The sequence below is a fragment of the Patulibacter minatonensis DSM 18081 genome (genome assembly GCF_000519325.1).
GTDB classification, from domain to species: Bacteria; Actinomycetota; Thermoleophilia; order Solirubrobacterales; family Solirubrobacteraceae; genus Patulibacter; species Patulibacter minatonensis.
The window spans coordinates 569,566-585,735 of sequence record NZ_KI912613.1 but is presented as its reverse complement, the minus strand read 5'-3'; the positions used below and the strand labels follow the sequence as shown (position 1 = coordinate 585,735).

Annotated in this window: 12 protein-coding genes and 1 pseudogene; 8 read left to right on the top strand and 5 right to left on the bottom strand. The window is 74.6% G+C overall.

All coding sequences use genetic code 11. The features are described from left to right. A pseudogene (locus tag PATMI_RS37780) lies at positions 1-463 on the bottom strand (hypothetical protein); the annotation flags it as partial. Between the two features lie 138 nt (positions 464-601). Between PATMI_RS37780 and rpsF the strand changes: the two are divergent. The 4 genes from rpsF (at position 602) to rplI (ending at position 3,121) form a co-directional block, all read left to right on the top strand. Then, positions 602-982, top strand: a complete 381-nt coding sequence (rpsF, locus tag PATMI_RS0102810; protein ID WP_026909770.1) for a 30S ribosomal protein S6 — start codon at positions 602-604, stop codon at positions 980-982. 268 nt (positions 983-1,250) lie between these two features. Then, the gene (locus PATMI_RS0102805; protein WP_026909769.1) at positions 1,251-1,844 is read left to right on the top strand and encodes a single-stranded DNA-binding protein; all 594 of its coding nucleotides are present in this window, start codon (positions 1,251-1,253) and stop codon (positions 1,842-1,844) included. A 51-nt stretch (positions 1,845-1,895) separates the two neighbouring features. Further along, entirely contained in the window at positions 1,896-2,450 is a 555-nt protein-coding gene (locus PATMI_RS26910) for a GNAT family N-acetyltransferase (RefSeq protein ID WP_051470972.1), read from the top strand. Between the two features lie 218 nt (positions 2,451-2,668). Then, the gene (gene rplI / locus PATMI_RS0102795; RefSeq protein ID WP_026909768.1) at positions 2,669-3,121 is read left to right on the top strand and encodes a 50S ribosomal protein L9; all 453 of its coding nucleotides are present in this window, start codon (positions 2,669-2,671) and stop codon (positions 3,119-3,121) included. 82 nt (positions 3,122-3,203) lie between these two features. Here the strand turns inward: rplI and PATMI_RS0102790 are convergent, their stop codons facing one another. Further along, positions 3,204-4,595: a hypothetical protein gene (locus PATMI_RS0102790; RefSeq protein ID WP_026909767.1), complete on the bottom strand. Its 1,392-nt coding sequence runs from the start codon at positions 4,593-4,595 to the stop codon at positions 3,204-3,206. 115 nt (positions 4,596-4,710) lie between these two features. Between PATMI_RS0102790 and PATMI_RS26905 the strand changes: the two genes are divergently transcribed. Beyond that, positions 4,711-7,584, top strand: coding sequence for a replicative DNA helicase (locus PATMI_RS26905; RefSeq protein WP_084269557.1), 2,874 nt, complete (start codon positions 4,711-4,713; stop codon positions 7,582-7,584). Between the two features lie 3 nt (positions 7,585-7,587). After that, on the top strand, positions 7,588-8,583 hold the full coding sequence (locus PATMI_RS0102780) for an ATP-binding protein (RefSeq protein ID WP_026909766.1): 996 nt from the start codon (positions 7,588-7,590) through the stop codon (positions 8,581-8,583). Positions 8,584-8,658: 75 nt separating this feature from the next. Here PATMI_RS0102780 and PATMI_RS26900 read toward each other — a convergent pair whose 3' ends face one another. Continuing rightward, entirely contained in the window at positions 8,659-9,432 is a 774-nt protein-coding gene (locus PATMI_RS26900) for a hypothetical protein (RefSeq protein ID WP_026909765.1), read from the bottom strand. A gap of 220 nt (positions 9,433-9,652) precedes the next feature. Between PATMI_RS26900 and PATMI_RS26890 the strand changes: the two genes are divergently transcribed. Together PATMI_RS26890 and PATMI_RS0102760 are read left to right on the top strand one after the other, a co-directional pair. Then, positions 9,653-10,972, top strand: a complete 1,320-nt coding sequence (locus PATMI_RS26890) for an adenylosuccinate synthase (protein ID WP_036725137.1) — start codon at positions 9,653-9,655, stop codon at positions 10,970-10,972. 66 nt (positions 10,973-11,038) lie between these two features. After that, a complete protein-coding gene (locus PATMI_RS0102760; RefSeq protein WP_026909764.1) occupies positions 11,039-14,206 on the top strand; it encodes an ATP-binding protein in 3,168 nt (1,055 codons plus the stop codon). Between the two features lie 4 nt (positions 14,207-14,210). Here the strand turns inward: PATMI_RS0102760 and PATMI_RS0102755 are convergent, their stop codons facing one another. Both PATMI_RS0102755 and PATMI_RS0102750 read right to left on the bottom strand, forming a co-directional pair. Next, positions 14,211-15,074: an ABC transporter permease gene (locus PATMI_RS0102755; protein WP_026909763.1), complete on the bottom strand. Its 864-nt coding sequence runs from the start codon at positions 15,072-15,074 to the stop codon at positions 14,211-14,213. Further along, positions 15,071-16,072 carry a daunorubicin resistance protein DrrA family ABC transporter ATP-binding protein gene (locus tag PATMI_RS0102750; RefSeq protein WP_026909762.1) on the bottom strand — a complete coding sequence of 334 codons (1,002 nt, stop codon included), beginning with the start codon at positions 16,070-16,072 and terminating at the stop codon, positions 15,071-15,073. Before PATMI_RS0102750 ends, PATMI_RS0102755 begins: the two co-directional genes overlap by 4 nt. Positions 16,073-16,170: the final 98 nt, after the last annotated feature.

The following is a 16,170-nucleotide window of genomic DNA, read 5'->3' as shown; positions in this document are numbered from 1 at the left end:
CCGCGGCACGCCTCGCGGCGCTCGAGGGCGAGTCGCCGTCGGCGTCCGCCCGCTTGCCCGCCGCCCCGCCGGCCGCCGTCGCCCTGCCCGGACCGTCCCCGCCGCGAGCGCCGCCGCCACCGCCACCGCTCCTTCCGTCACCGCTCCCGCCGCCCGCACCCTCCCCGCCCCGCGCACCCCCGCCGCCGCCGGTCGGCGGCGGGTCGCCGGCGTCGGACGGGAGCCCCGCGGACCCCGCCGTCGGACCCGCCCCCGCCGCGGCCGGATCCGCCGCCTGAGCAGGGGCGTCCCGTGCACTCGCACCCACCTGCGCCCGCCCGTCCGGGATCACGGGCGGATCGCCGCCGAGCCGCGGGCCGGCCGCCACGAGGACGATCATCAGGAGCACGGCGGCGACCGTCGCCACCGTGCCCAGGCGCGCGCGGCGGAGGACGCTCGACGGGGAGGGGTCGTGATGGGGCATGATGTGGAGACCCTGCGGGCGCCCTGCGCTCGCCCCCTCGGTTCCGACCACCGGGTCGACCCCCGCCCCGTGCTGGGCGGGCGACCGGTACGGGAACCCTTTGCTACTGTCGACCGTCGCTCGCACGCGAACTCTCTTATGGCCGCTCCCGCACCTTCTTACGACCTCGTCATCCTCCTCCACGCGTCCGCCGAGGAGGACGTGCGGCAGAAGCTGGCGGTCGACGTCGACAAGCTCATCCAGTCCGAGGGCACGCTGCTCGAGGGTCGTGAGTGGGGCGTCCGCGCGCTCGCCTACCCGATCGGCGACGAGGCGACGGCCGAGTACCGCGTGTACCGCTTCAAGGGCCCGGCCTCGCTGCTCAGCGAGATCGACCGCCAGCTGAAGATCAACGACACGGTCCTCCGTCACCGGATCATCAAGCTCGAGCGCAACCCGGTCGACCTGCCGGACCTCCGCGAGATCGACGCGCAGGCCGTTGCCGCCGGTGCCGCCGTCGCGGCCGCCGAGTCCGACTGAGCCTCCTCCTTCCTGGCGCCGGCGGCCACGCCGGCGCACCGTGCAAGAGCCGCCCACCGGGCGGCTCTTCGCGTTTCCAGGGGTTCTCGGCGCGGCCTCGCACCCGTCCGGCCCGCGTGGAATGCTGCGTCACCCGAGGCGATCCCGTGACGGTCTGTTCCGCCACGGCACCGTCTCCGTGGCGAAGCAGCGCCCCGGGTCCGACGACCCCGCGCCGGCCGTACGCTCGGCCGACGCACAAGACGTACTCCGAGGAAAGAAGCCCCGCATGCCCATCAACCGCGTCACGATCGTCGGGAACCTGACCCGCGACCCCGAGCTGCGCGGCCTGCCGTCCGGCGGGTCGGTCTGCTCGCTGCGGGTCGCCGTCAACGAGCGCCGCAAGAACAACCAGACGGGGCAGTGGGACGACGTCCCCAACTTCTTCAACGTCACGGTCTTCGGCAACTCCGCCGACGCCACGGCGAAGTTCCTGACCAAGGGCCGCCAGGTCGCCGTCGACGGACGCCTGCGCTGGCGCGAGTACCAGGACAAGGACGGCAACCGGCGCGAGGCGATCGAGATCGTCGCGCAGGACGTCCAGTTCATCGGCGGCCGCGAGGGCGGTCCCGGCGGCGGTGGCGGCCAGGGCGGCGGCTACGGCGGCGGTCAGTCCGACGACTGGGGCGGCGGCGGTGGCGGCCAGCAGGGCGGCGGCGGCTTCAACGGCCCCGGCACGTCCTACCCGGTCGACCAGGGCGACTTCGGTGGCGGCGGCCAGCAGGGCGGCGGCGGTGGGGGCGGCTGGAGCAACGAGCAGCCGCGCCAGGCCCCGGCCCCCGCGCCGACCCCGGCGCCGGCCGACGACGACATCCCGTTCTAGGACGCACGCGCCTCCCGCCGCGGGTCCGGCACGCCGCACGAGGATCGGCCCATGACCGCCGACCCGTCGCCCGACCTGCGCGGGGACCGCGTCCGTCTGCGGCCCGTCACCCGGGCCGACGCACCGGTGCTGCGCGCCTTCCTCGACGACCCGGAGGTCGGGCGCTGGTGGCCCCCGCCGCCCGAGGACGAGGACTTCCCGTTCGACGAGCCGGACCTCGTGGTGCTCACGATCGAGGCGGACGGTCGCGTCGCCGGGCTGATCCAGTTCCTCGAGGAGCTCGAGCCCGACTACCGGCACGCGTCGATCGACGTCTTCCTCGGCGCCGGCTTCCACGGGCGCGGACTGGGCCCCGACGCGGTGGCGACGGCCGTCCGGCACCTGATCCTCGACCGCGGGCACCACCGCGTCACGATCGACCCGACGGTCGCGAACGCGCGGGCCGTCGCGGCCTATCGCCGGGTCGGCTTCCGGGACGTCGGCGTGCTGCGCGAGCACGAGTTCGACCACGAGGCCGGCGCCTGGCGGGACGGCCTCCTGATGGACCTCCTGGCGTCCGACCTGGGCCTGACGCCCGGGTCCGGATCGCCGCCCTCGGCCGGCTGACGGGCCCGCCCGCCGTCCGCCGTAGGCCGGCTGACGGGTACGCCCGCCGCCCGCCCCCGTTCGCGGGACGGGCCCGGACCCCGCATGCGCCGTCGCCCACTGGGGATCCGCCGGGCACCGCGCCGCAGCGGACCTGCCCGACGTGGCATCCTCTCCTGTCCCGCTGAGGGGCACGGCATCCCGCCGTGCCCGGCACGACAGAATCGAATCTGATCCGCATGCCTGAGGCAATTCTTCTCCAGGACGTTCCGCAGCTCGGCTCCCGTGGGGCCGTCGTCGAGGTGTCCAAGGGGTACCTCCGCAACTACCTGCTGCCGCGCAAGCTCGCCGCGCCCGCCACGAAGGCGCTGCTCGAGGACGCCCAGCGCGTCGCCGCCGCCCAGTCGCGTCAGCGCGCCGAGGCCGTCGGCCTGGCCCGCGAGCAGGCCGACGCCCTGACGAACACGGTGCTGACCATCCAGCACCAGACGGGTGAGGACGGCCGCCTCTTCGGCTCCGTCACGAACCAGGACATCGCCGACGCCATCAAGGAGGCGCGCGGCATCGACGTCGACAAGCGCAACGTCCGCCTGGCCGAGCCGATCCGCTCCACCGGCACGTTCGTCGTCGACGTCGAGCTGACCGAGGGCGTCATCGCCAACGTCAAGACCATGGTCGTCACCGAGCGCTAGACGCTCCCCGGCCGGCGCGCGCCGGCCGACCGCAGTGCCCGACGGCGCCGGACCACCGGCGCCGTCGTCGTTCCCGGGGCGCTCAGCCGCCGCAGACCGGTCCGTCGGCCTCCATGCGGGCACGGACGGCCTTCAGGCGCGGGGCGGTCTTCGTCAGGAACGTGTCCGGCTGCCGATCCGGCATCCGGCGGTCGAAGAGGAACGCGTAGTACGCGAGGCCGCCGAACGGGGCGTCCGGCGGGCACGTCGCGGCCGCGCGGCGCTTCGCGTCGACCACGCCGGTGTTCGCCGTCTGACCGTAGGCGGGCGGGGTGCCCGGCCGGGTCCACGGGAACGTGTCGTGCGGCGGCACGAGCACCGCGACGGTCTGCGCGAGCGTCAGGGTCGACACGAGCAGGATCCCCAGGCGGACGAGCGGGCCCCGGTCCGCCAGCCGGATCGCCGGGTCCGTCGCGTAGGCGGTCCGCCCGGCGCGGCGCCAGGCGAGGAGGAACCCGGTCGCGGCGAGCGGGATCAGGGCCAGCTCGATCGGGACGAGGACGTTCAGGCTCGTGCCCTCCTTGAACGAGCTCGCCCACGTCAGGACGGCGCCGGCGGCCAGCGCGGCGCTCACGCGCAGCTGCACGCCGTCCCGGGGCCACCGGTCCGTTCGGCGCTCGCGGAGGAGCAGGGCGCACCCGGCCAGCAGGCCGAGCAGCGACCAGACGCTCTGCAGGACGGTCCCCGGGAGCGCGCTCCACGGGTGCAGGCCGCTCTGGCCCTGGGCGAGCACGACCTGCTCCCACATCGCCGTCCCGAAGACCAGGGTGAAGAACCCGGCGAGGCCGATCCCGGTCCCCGCGAGCCACACCATCCCGCGTCGGCGGTCGGCGCACGCGAGCACCACCAGGACGGCCGGGAGCACGAACGGGAGCTTCACGAAGACCGCGAGGGCGAGCAGGACCGCCCCGAGCGGGACCGTCCGCGGGCGCGCCGCGGCGACCGCGCCGCCGAGGAGGAACGGCAGGCCGACGAGCTCCGGCGTGTAGACGCCGTGCTGGTTGACGGCCCACGGCAGCGAGACGGCGGCCAGGGGTGCCAGGAACGTCGCGATCGGCGACCCCGTCAGGCGCCGCACGGCGACCCCCGCGGCGACCCCGCCGGCGAGCTGCAGCAGCCCCATCCACGCGTGGATCGCACCGATCGTGTCGGAGACGAGGAGCGCCGGGATCCCCGCCAGCAGCGTGATCGGCGGCTGGGCCCCGATCAGGCGCCCGTACAGGTCGTCGCCGTCGAGGACCTGGCGGGCCGTCAGCGCGTACACGCCCTCGCTGGAGCCCCACAGGGCGTCGCCGCGCACGACGGTCAGGAGGATCGACACGACGAGCCCCACCGCGGCGCCCGTCCAGAGCGCGCGGTCGCGGAGCACGGGGGGCCCGTCGGGCGCCGGGGTGGGACCCAGCGGCGACGGGGCCCGGCCGGGGGCGGACGACACGCGGACCAGGGTAGCCGGACGCCGACGAGACGGGGCGCCGCAGGAACTCCCCGCACCGTGCGACCCGTGCCCTCGGGCGGCCCGCCCGCCGCTGGTACGGTCAACCGCTCGCCCCATGGCCTCCGACGACCGACACGACATCCCGCCGCCCGACGACTCCTACGTCGACCTGGGGACCGGTGGCGCGGCGTACGACGGCGGCGGCGACTACGACGACCGCGGGGGCTACGACGGCGGCGCGGGCGACGGCTACGACGACGGCGGGTTCGACGACGGACCGTCGATCGGCCCCGCGCACGTCCCGCCGCACGACCTCCACGCCGAGCAGGCCGTGCTCGGCGCGATGATGCTCTCCGAGCAGGCGCGGTACGGGCTGACGGTCGAGGACGGCCTGAAGCCCGAGGACTTCTACGCCCCGCAGCACGCGACGATCTACGAGGCGATCCGCCGGCTCTACGCGGAGAACCAGCCGATCGACTCGATCACGGTCGTCGAGCAGCTCCGCCGCACCGGCACGCTCGACGAGGCCGGCGGCCGCGAGGCGATCCTCCAGCTGACCGCAGCGGTCACCGAGGTCGCGGCGCTCCCCCGGCACGCGCAGATCGTCCAGGGGATGGGGAAGCTCCGCCGGCTGCTCCAGGCGACGTACGAGATCCAGACCGCGGTCCTCAAGGGCGAGGGCGAGCCGGACATCATCGTCGAGCAGGCCCAGACGGCCGTCTTCGACGTGTCGGAGGACGAGGACAACAAGGGCCTCCGCACCGTCGGCTCGTTCGTCGACGAGGCGATCAAGGAGCTCGAGGCGCTCGAGAAGGACGGCCGGGACATCACCGGCCTGGAGACCGGCTTCCGCGACCTCGACAAGGAGACCGCCGGCCTGCAGCCCGGGGCGATGGTCGTCCTCGCGGCGCGTCCCGCGATGGGCAAGTCGGCCTTCGTCACGAACCTGGCCGAGAACGTCGCGCTCCAGGGCAAGGGCGCCGTCGCCCTGTTCTCGCTCGAGATGCCCGAGCGCGAGCTGCTGCAGCGCGTGCTCGCGTCGCAGGCCGCGATCAAGGGCGACGACGTCCGCAAGGGCCGCATCGGCGACCGGTGGGGCGACCTCCTCGAGGTCGCGGACAAGCTCGCGCAGGCGCCGCTCTACATCGACGACAGCTCGGACATCGGGATCATGGAGATCCGCGCGAAGGCCCGGCGGCTGCACGCCTCGCACGCCCACGGCGTGTCCTTGGTGATCGTCGACTACCTGCAGCTGATGCGGGCCGACGGCCGCGCCGAGAACCGCGTCCAGCAGATCGGCGAGATGTCCCGCGGCCTGAAGATCCTGGCCCAGGAGCTCTCCTGCCCGGTCATCGCCCTCTCGCAGCTCTCGCGAGGCGTCGACTCGCGGCCGGACAAGCGACCGCTGCTGTCGGACCTGCGCGAGTGCGTCACCGGCGACACGCTCGTCGTCCTCGCCGACGGCCGCCGGGTGCGGATCGACGAGCTGGTCCGTGCGACACCCCGGGTGCTCGCGGTCGACGCCTTCGGCTCGATCGTCGAACGGGACACCGATCTCGTCTGGCAGGTCGGGCGCAAGCCGGTGTTCGAGCTGCGCCTCGCCTCCGGGCGGACGATGCGGGCCACCGCCGAACACCGCGTGATGGCCGGTGGGGGTTGGCAGACCATCGACGAGCTCGTCCCGGGCGACCGCGTCGCCGTCAGTCGTCGCCTGCCCGAGCCGGAGACCACCGTCGCGTGGCCCCAGGACCGGGTCGTCCTGCTGGGGCACCTCGTGGGAGACGGCAGCTACGTCTCCGGGCAGCCGCTCCGGTACACGACGGCCTCGGAGGAGAACAGCATCGCGGTGGCGGACGCCGCGCGCCGGGAGTTCGGGTCGACGGTGAACCGCCACGAGCACACGGGGACCTGGCACCAGCTGGTCCTCGCTGGCAACGGCACACGCTGGGCACCGGCGGGGGTCAACCTGTGGCTCCGCGAGCTCGGGATCTTCGGGCAGCGCTCGCACGACAAGCACCTGCCCGAGGACGTCTTCCGGCTGCCGAACGAGCAGATCGCCTTGTTGCTCCGGCACCTCTGGGCGACCGACGGCTGCATCTGGAGCCGCCCCGCCTCGGAAGGACGCAAGCGCGCGAGCAGGATCTACTTCTCGACGTGCTCGAGGCGCCTGGCGGCGGACGTCGCCGCACTGCTCCTGCGGTTCGGGATCGTGGCGCGTACGTCGACGCCCGACGACGGCGGTGTCTCCTGCGTGGACGTCACGGGGTGGGCGGCGCAGCTGCGGTTCCTCGACGAGATCGGCGTCTTCGGACCGCGGGTCGCCCAGGGCGAGGCCCTGCGCGCGTCCATCGGCGACCGCGTCCCCACCACGAACGTCGACACGCTGCCGATCGAGGTCTGGGATCAGGTCCGGCACAAGATGCGGGCGAAGGGCATCTCACAGCGCGCGATGACCGCGGCGCGGGGTACCTCGTACGGCGGGACGTCGCACTTCAGGTTCGCGCCGTCGCGCGCCACGGTCGCGAGCTACGCCGCCGTCCTCGAGGACGAGCGACTCCGGGTCGCCGCCACCAGCGATGTCTTCTGGGACCGGATCGTCTCGATCGAACCGGCCGGCGAGGAGGAGGTCTACGACCTCACCGTCCCCGGCCTCGCGTGCTGGCTGGCCGACGGGATCGTCACCCACAACTCGGGGAACATCGAGCAGGACGCCGACCTCGTGATGTTCCTGTACCGCGACGACTACTACAACAAGGAGACCGCCGAGCCCGGCGTCGCCGAGCTGATCATCGCCAAGAACCGCTCCGGCCGCACCGACACGATCCGGCTGCTGTTCCAGGGCGAGTACCCGCGCTTCCTGACGATGGCCCAGCCGTCCCAGGGGATGGGCGGACCGCCCGCCAACTTCGGCGGACCCCCGTCCGGCGGCCCGCCACCCGGTGGCGGGCCGCCCCTTCCCGGTGGCGGTCCCCCGTTGCCGAGGACCTAGCCCGTGCGCTGCCCCTACGACCGGTGCGACGGCTCCGGCTGGCTCGTCGACGAGCGGACCCGCACGGCGTCCGAGTGCCGGTGCATGCCCGAGCAGCAGGCGGCCCGCGTCGCCGGCAGCCTGCGGGCGCGGATCCCGCGGGAGTACCAGGACGCGTCGTTCCAGCACACGAACGTCAACGGGCTGCCCCGCGACGCGGTGTCGCGGGTGCGGCGCTACGTCGACACGCTCGACGAGCGGCTGCAGGCCGGCGACGGGCTGTGGATCTCCGGGTCGATCGGGACGGGCAAGACGTGGCTGGCGATGCTCGTCGCCCGGTACGCGATCGAGCGCGGCCGGGCCGTCGCCGTGTACTCGGTGCCGCGCCTGTTGTCGGAGATCCGCCGGACGTACGACGGCGACGGGACGAAGACGCTCGACCTGCTGGACCAGCTGACGGAGGTGTCGCTGCTGGTGCTCGACGACGTCGGCACCGAGCGGACGAACCCGTGGGTGCTGGAGCAGCTCTACACGATCATCAACGAGCGCTGGCAGGAGCGCCGGGCGATCGTCCTGACGACGAACCTCGACCCGATGCAGATGCAGGACCAGATCGGCGAGCGCGCGGTCTCGCGGCTGGTGGGCATGTGCGAGACGATCCTGATCGACGGCGTCGACCACCGCCAGCCGGACCCCGGCGGCCACGCCGCGGCGGCGCGGCGGAGCGCGGGCGGCGAGTCCCCGTCGCCCGGTCCGGTCGGCGGCCCCGGGTTCCGCGCCGCGCCGCAGGACCGCCGCGCCTGGGACGCGCCGGTGGTCCCCGGTGCGCGCCCGGGTGGTCCGCTCGGCCCGCCGCCCCCGTTCGACCCGGGCGACGCGGGGCAGGGGTTCGACGGGGCGGACGTCCCGGCGTTCCGACCCGCGGAGCCGCCGCGTCCGTCCTCCGGCACCTTCGGCGCGGACCCCGCCGACCTCCGGCGCCCGGAGCGCCGGGTCTTCGACGACCGCGACCGGCGCTGAGGCCGACCTCGTCCGGGCCACCGGTCACCGCTGCAGGGCGGTGCGGGCAGCGTCGATCCGCGACCGCGCCGGTCGTCAGCGGATGCGGACCTTCTGGCTCCCGAGCTTCTGGCCGTTGATCGCGTAGCTCGCGCTGTAGCTGCCCTTCGCCAGCGACCTCGACGAGAGCGACTTGCGGCCCGTCGACGGGATCGTGCCCTTCAGCGTCCGGGTCTTCCCGGCGCGGCGGAGCTTCACCTGCAGCGGGCCCTTGACGTTGCAGCGGACCTCCAGCGCCCTGCCGCGACGGACGCTCGAGGACTTCAGGCGGCAGGCGGCGGGCTCGACGGCGACGGTGCGCGAGGCCGTCGCGACGTCGTCGGTGACGGAGCGCTGGTACGCGCAGAGGAGCACCTTCTTCAGGTCCGGCCGGACGACGAACGGCGCGGTCTTCTCCGCGTACGTCGCCTGGTTGGCGGGGACCGCCGGGCCCAGCCGGATCGAGTCCTGGGCGACGAAGCCGCTGAACGCCGTCGTCCCCTTCAGCCTGCTGCCGAGGTTGATCGACTGCTGCAGCTGCGCGCCGTAGGAGGCCCCGCACGTCGCGCTGACGGTGGGGTCCTGGACGTAGAGCGAGAAGGTGTACGAGGTCGTCGTCGACGTCGTGGGGTTCTCGTTCCACGTCGCGACGCCCTCGACGCCGACGTCGGTCAGCACCGAGCCGCCGACGACGGTGTCCGGGGCGTCGACGTGGAGCTCGTTGCCGGGATAGAACGGGGACGTGGCGCCGGGGCCCTCCGCCGCACCGGCCGCGGGCGACGCGGCGAGGGCGGCGGACAGGACCAGCAGCGCGATGGGGGAACGGCGCATGGCGCGTACGGTACCCCGGGGCTGGGTCCCGACCGTGAGGGAACGGTGAGATCGGCCCGGGCACCACGGCCGCCCAGGCACCCCGGTCGACGGCGCCGCACCGGTCGGCCCGCGACACCGGCCGCCCGTTCCCACGGGGCGGCAGCGAGCCCCGATCCCCCGTCCCCACGGGCCCCCGCACGGGTCCCATGGGGCCCGGACCGCTACCCTCCCGATCGAAATGCCAGGCATCGTGATCGTGGGCGCGCAATGGGGCGACGAGGGCAAGGGCAAGCTCGTCGACCTCCTGGCTGAGCGCTCCGACGTCGTCGTCCGCTTCCAGGGCGGCAACAACGCCGGGCACACCATCGTGCACGGGGACGTGAAGTACGCGTTCCACCTGGTGCCGTCGGGGATCCTCTATCCCGGCACGACCTGCGTGATCGGCAACGGCGTCGTCGTCGACCCGGAGGTCCTGCTGGGCGAGCTCGCGCAGCTCGCGACCCAGGGCGTCGACTCCAGCGGGCTGCGGATCAGCCCCAACGCGCACGTGATCATGCCGTACCACAAGTTCCTCGACGTGGCCGGCGAGGCGCGCCTCGGGAAGAACCAGATCGGCACCACGAAGCGCGGCATCGGCCCGTGCTACGGCGACAAGGTGCTGCGCCTCGGCATCCGCATCCAGGACCTCCTCGACGAGAAGATCCTGAAGAAGAAGATCGTCGCGGCGATGGAGCCGAAGATGCGGTCGCTGCGGCCGTGGGAGCGCGACCCGTCGCTCGACCTGCAGCAGATGACCGAGACGTACCTCGCGTTCGGCCACAAGCTCGAGCGGCACATCGCCGACACCACCGCCCTGGTGTGGGACGCCCTGGACGGGGGCGGCCACGTCCTGTTCGAGGGCGCGCAGGCCGCGCTGCTGGACATCGACCACGGCACGTATCCGTTCGTCACCTCGTCGAACCCGGTCTCGGGCTCCGCCGCGGTCGGCTCGGGCGCCGGCCCGAAGGACCTCGACGAGATCTGGGGCGTCGTCAAGGCGTACTCCACGCGCGTGGGCTCCGGGCCGTTCCCGACCGAGCTCGACGGCCAGATCGCCACCGACCTGCGGAAGAAGGGCGGCGAGCAGGGCACGACCACCGGGCGCGACCGCCGCATCGGCTGGCTCGACCTGATCTCGCTGAAGTACGCGGCGCGCCTCTGCACGCTCGACCAGGTCTGCCTGACGAAGCTCGACGTGCTCTCCGGCCAGGAGACCATCAAGGTCGCCACGAAATACCGCACGCAGGACGACGCGATCCTCGAGCGCTACCCGTACCACCAGACGGTCCTGCACCACGCCACGCCGGAGTACGACGAGCTCCCCGGCTGGGAGGAGGACATCTCCGGCTGCCGCGAGCTGTCGGACCTCCCGAAGGCCGCCCAGGACTACGTCGCGTACGTCGAGGAGGGCATCGGCGTGCCGATCGGCATGATCGGCGTCGGCCCCGGCAACGACGAGAACATCTGGACCCGCGCGGGTCGCGAGTCCGCCGCCGGCAAGCTCGCGAACCTGAGCTGACGTACGGGGCGAGCGGCGCGACGCCGGGTTCGCGGGACGCTCCGGCCCGTCGGTCAGACTGACGGGGTGCCCCCGGAGCTCACCCTCCTCGACGGCGTCCGCTGGGACGGCGTCCCCGTCGCCGGCGACCGTTCGCGGTCGCTGCTCGCCGCGCTGGCCGCCGCCGACGGCCGCAGCGTCCGCCCGGACCGCCTCACGGCGCTGATCTGGGGCGAGGACCCGCCCGCCAACGCCGCCAAGGCGCTGCAGGTCGTCGTCTCGCGCACGCGGTCCGCCTGCGGGTCCGGTGCCGTCGCCCACGACGACGCGGGCTACCGCCTGGCCATCGACCCCGGCGCCGTCGACGTCCTCCGGCTGCGGCGCCTGGCCGCCGACGCCGCCCGTGCCCTCGACGACGACCCCGCCGTCGCGGCCGACCTCGCACGGCAGGCCGTGGTGCTCGGCGGCGACGTCGCGGAGCCGCGGGACGACGACCACGCGGACGCCGGGCCGCTCGCGGAGCTCGTCCGCGCCGCGGCCGCCGACGTCGCCCGCTCCCGCGTCGTCCTGGCCCGCGCGTCGGGCCGGACGGGCGACCACGCCGGCGCCCTGCCCGGGCTCGAGGCCGCGCACGCCGCCGCGCCCGACGACGAGGGCCTGCTCGCGGACCTCCTGCGCAGCGAGTCGGTCGTGCGCGGACCGGGAGCGGCGCTGGAGCGCTACGAGGCGCACCGCTGCGGACTCCGCGACCGCCTGGGGGCGAACCCCGGCGACGCGCTCCGGCGGGTCCACCGGGACCTGCTGGCGCTCGACCGCCCGGTGCGCGCCGGACTCCGGCACGACGCGACGACCCTCCTCGGACGCGACGACGACGTCCGGCGGCTGCGCGCGCTGCTCTCGACGTCGCGCCTGGTGTCGATCGTCGGGCCCGGCGGGCTCGGGAAGACGCGTCTGGTGCACGTGCTCGCCCGCGACGCACCACAGGCGGTCGTCCACGTCGTCGAGCTCGTCGGCGTCACGTCGTCCGACGACGTCGTCGGCGAGGTCGGGTCGGCGCTCGGCGTCCGGGACTCCGTGGCCGGGCGGCGCGCGCTGACGCCCGAGCAGCGCGCCGACGTCCGTGCGCGGATCGCGGAGCACCTGGACCGCGCGCCGTCGCTGCTCGTCCTCGACAACTGCGAGCACGTGATCGACGCGGTCGCGGCGCTCGTCGCGTTCCTCGTCTCCGCGACGGCCGACCTGCGCGTGCTGACGACGACGCGGGCGCCCCTCGCGATCGCGGCCGAGCGCGTCCATCTGCTCGGCGCGCTCGGCCCGGACGACGCACGGCGGCTGTTCCGCGAGCGCGCGACGGCCGCGCGCCCCGGCGTGCGGCTGCCGGACGACGCGGTCGGCGCCGTGGTCGACCGGCTCGACGGCCTGCCGCTGGCGATCGAGCTGGCGGCCGCGCGGGTCCGGGCGATGTCGGTGGAGGACGTCGGCCGCCGGCTCGCCGACCGCTTCGCGCTGCTGCGCGGCGGCGACCGCACCGCCCCGGACCGGCACCGGACGCTCGAGGCCGTGATCGACTGGTCGTGGGACCTGCTCGACGAGCCGGGCCGCGCGGCGCTCCGCCGGCTCTCGGTCTTCCACGACGGGTTCTCGCTCGACGCCGCCGACGAGGTCCTGGGCGCCGACGCCCTGCCCGTGGTGCAGGACCTCGCCGCGCAGTCGCTGCTCGCGGTCGAGGAGACCGACGCCGGCGTGCGGCACCGCATGCTCGAGACGGTCCGCGAGTTCGGACGCCTCCGGCTGCGGGAGGCCGGGGAGGACGGGGCCGCCCGCGCTGCCCATCGCGCGTGGGCCGTCGGCCACGCCGCGACCCACGGGCCGCGGCTCTTCGGCCCCGGGCAGTTCGACGCGATCGACGCGATGGCGGCCGAGGACGGGAACCTCACCGACGCGCTGCGCGGGGCGCTCGACGACGGCGACGTCGAGGCCGCCGTCGTCCTCGTGGCGGCGCTCGCCGGGCTGTGGTCCATCCGCGGCGACCACGGCCGCGTGATCGTCCTGGCGCCGCCGCTCAGCGCGCTCGTCGCGGGGTGGACGCCGCCCCCGGAGCTCGTCGACGCCGCGCGCGCCGCGGCGTCGATCATCGTGACCAACGCGATGATCGCCGCCGACGAGCGGACGCCCGAGCTGCGCGCGCTGCTCGAGCGCGTCGCGGACGCCCCGGGCGGCGACGCGCAGGTCGCGGCGTCGGCCCGCGCGGCCCTCGTCTACGACCCCGAGCTGCCCCGCGCGCTCCCCGCGGCCCTGGGGGCGCTGGCCGACGACCCGGACCGGCACCTCGCGCGGATCGCGCGGCAGTGGAGCTCCCACGCACGGGAGAACGACGGCGACGTCACCGGGGCGATCGCGGCGGCGGAGGGCGCGCTGGCGCTGACCCGCCCCGACGAGGACGGTCCCTGGGCGGCGGCGACCCTGCGGACCCAGCTGGCGCAGCTGATCGGCTCGCTCGGCGACCACGAGGGCGCGGCGGTGCACGCGCGGGCCGCGGTCCCGGTGCTCGAGCGCCTCGGTGCCCGCGACGACCTGAGCCAGCTGCGGGCGCTGCTCGCGCTCGGGCTGGTCGGTGCGGGCCGGCTGGACGAGGCGGAGGCCGAGCTCGCCGCGATCGACCGGATGGGGCCGATCGAGACGGTCTTCGGTGGCCGCGCGGCCCGGGAGATGGGGCACGCGGAGCTGCTCCTGGCCCGCGGCGAGAAGGACGCCGGCATCCAGGGCTACCGGGCGGCGGTCGCGGCGATGGCGGACGTGTCGTTCCCCGGGATGCCCCGGACCGGGATGGAGCCGTGGCTGCTCTACGCGGAGTCCGCCGCGCTGGCCGCGTTCGCCCGGCACGCCGGTCCGGAGGCCGAGGACGAGGCGCGCGCGCTGGCCCGGAGCGCCCGGGACCGGGTCGTCCGGGTGCTGGCGAGCGGGAACCCGTACCTCGACCACCCGGTGACCGGGCTCGGGCTGTTCGCCGTCGCGGCGTGGACCCTGCTGCGCGAGGACGACGGGGTCGACGAGGCGGTCCGCCTGCTCGTCCTCGCCGAGCGGTTCTCCTACAACCGCTGGATCCCGTCGATGGCGTGGGAGCCGGTGGCGGCGCGCGCCGAGGAGCGGGCTCCGGGCCGGATCGCCGAGCTCCGGGCGGAGCTCGGCGACGTCACCGGGAAGCCGCTCCAGCGGCTCGCCGCGGCGGCGCTGGCGGGGTCGCCGGACGGCTGAGCGCTCACACCCGCCGCATGTAGCTGCGGACCGAGAGCGGGGCGAAGATCGCGATCACGACGACCGCGGCGAGGAGGGTCCAGCCGACCTCGCCGGACACCGTGCCGTGGTTGGCCAGGTCGCGGGCGGCCGAGACGAGGTGCGACACCGGGTTGACGTTCACGAAGTCCTGCAGCCAGCCCGGCAGGGTCTTCACCGGGACGAACGCGTTGGACAGGAACGTCAGCGGGAACAGCAGCATCATCGACATGCCCTGCACGGCCTGCGCGCTGCGGGCGATCGTGCCGATCCAGGTGAAGACCCAGGCCAGCGACCAGCCGGTGAAGACGGCCAGCAGGATCGCGCCGAGGACGCCGAGGACCCCGCCGTCGGGGCGGTAGCCGATGACGATGCCCATCCCGAACGTCAGCACGGCGGCCGTCGTGTACCGCAGGAGGTCGGCGACCATCGGGCCGGCCAGCGGCGCGATCCGGGCGATCGGCAGCGACCGGAAGCGGTCGAAGACGCCCTTGTCCATGTCCTCGCGCAGCTGCACGCCGGTGGCCATGCAGGTCGTCAGCACGGTCTGGGCGAGGATGCCCGGGATCATGATCGGCAGGTAGCTCTGCACGTCGCCGGAGATCGCGCCGCCGAAGACGTAGGCGAACATCACCGTGAACAGGATCGGCTGGATCAGGACGTCGAAGAACTGCTCCGGGTTGCGGCGCATCTTCATCGTGGCGCGCCAGGCCATCGTCATCGTGTGCGACGCGGCGTCGCGCAGGGTGTTGCGGGGCCGGGTCGAGGCGACCGCGGCGTCGGGGTCGACGGTCGGGTGGGTCGGGGCGTCCGCGCGCGGGGCGGGACGGTCGATCAGGGCGGTGCTCATGCGGCCACCTCCAGGGGGTCGTGACGGTCGTCGCCGGCCGGACCGGCGGGGTCGTTCTGGTCACCGGCGTCGTGGCCGGTCAGGGCGAGGAAGACCTCGTCCAGCGTGGGGCGGTCGACGCTGACCGACTGCACGCCGAGCCCGACCTGCCGGAGGGCGATCAGGACGTCGGCGGCGCGGTCGGCGTCGGCCAGGGGCGCGGAGAGGCGCCCGGACTCGGGGGTCAGCGCCGGGGCGACGCCGAGGATCCGCTCGACGACCTCGGCCGCGTGGACGCGGTCGGTGCCGTCGGCGAGCCGGAGCTGGAGCGTCGAGGCGCCGACCGAGGACTTCAGGTCCTCAGGGGTGCCCTCCGCGACCTTGCTCCCGCGGTCGATGACCGCGATCCGGTCGGCCAGCTGGTCGGCCTCGTCGAGGTACTGGGTGGTCAGGAGGACGGTGCAGCCGTCGGCGACGAGGTCGCGGATCGTGTCCCACATCTGCCCGCGGGTGCGCGGGTCCAGGCCGGTGGTCGGCTCGTCGAGGAAGATCAGCGGCGGGCGCTTGATCAGGCTGGCGGCGAGGTCGAGGCGTCGGCGCATGCCGCCGGAGAACTGCGAGATCGCCCGGTCGGCGGCCTCCTCCAGGCCGAAGCGGCCCAGGAGGTCGGCGGCCGTCGCCCGCGAGTCGGCGCGCGACAGGCCCTGCAGCCGGCCGAACATCCGCAGGTTCTCGGTGGCGGTGAGGTTCTCGTCGACGGAGGCGTACTGGCCGGTGACGCCGACGAGCTGGCGGATCCGGTGCGGCTCGCGGCGGACGTCGACGCCGAAGAGGTGGGCCTCGCCGCCGTCGATCGGCAAGAGCGTGGCCAGCATCTTCAGCATCGTCGTCTTGCCGGCGCCGTTCGGCCCGAGGACGCCGAAGATCTGGCCGGCGGGGACCGTCAGGTCGATGCCGTCGACGGCGCGGAAGTCGCCGAAGGCCTTGACGAGGCCCGTGGCGTGGACTGCGTTGGTCATCGGGTGCTCCTTGCGGCCGGGGAAGGGGAATCGGCCTGGACCGCAAGCTAGGAGCGCCCGGTTTCACGGCCCCGTCGCGCCGGTTTCACGGCGCGACG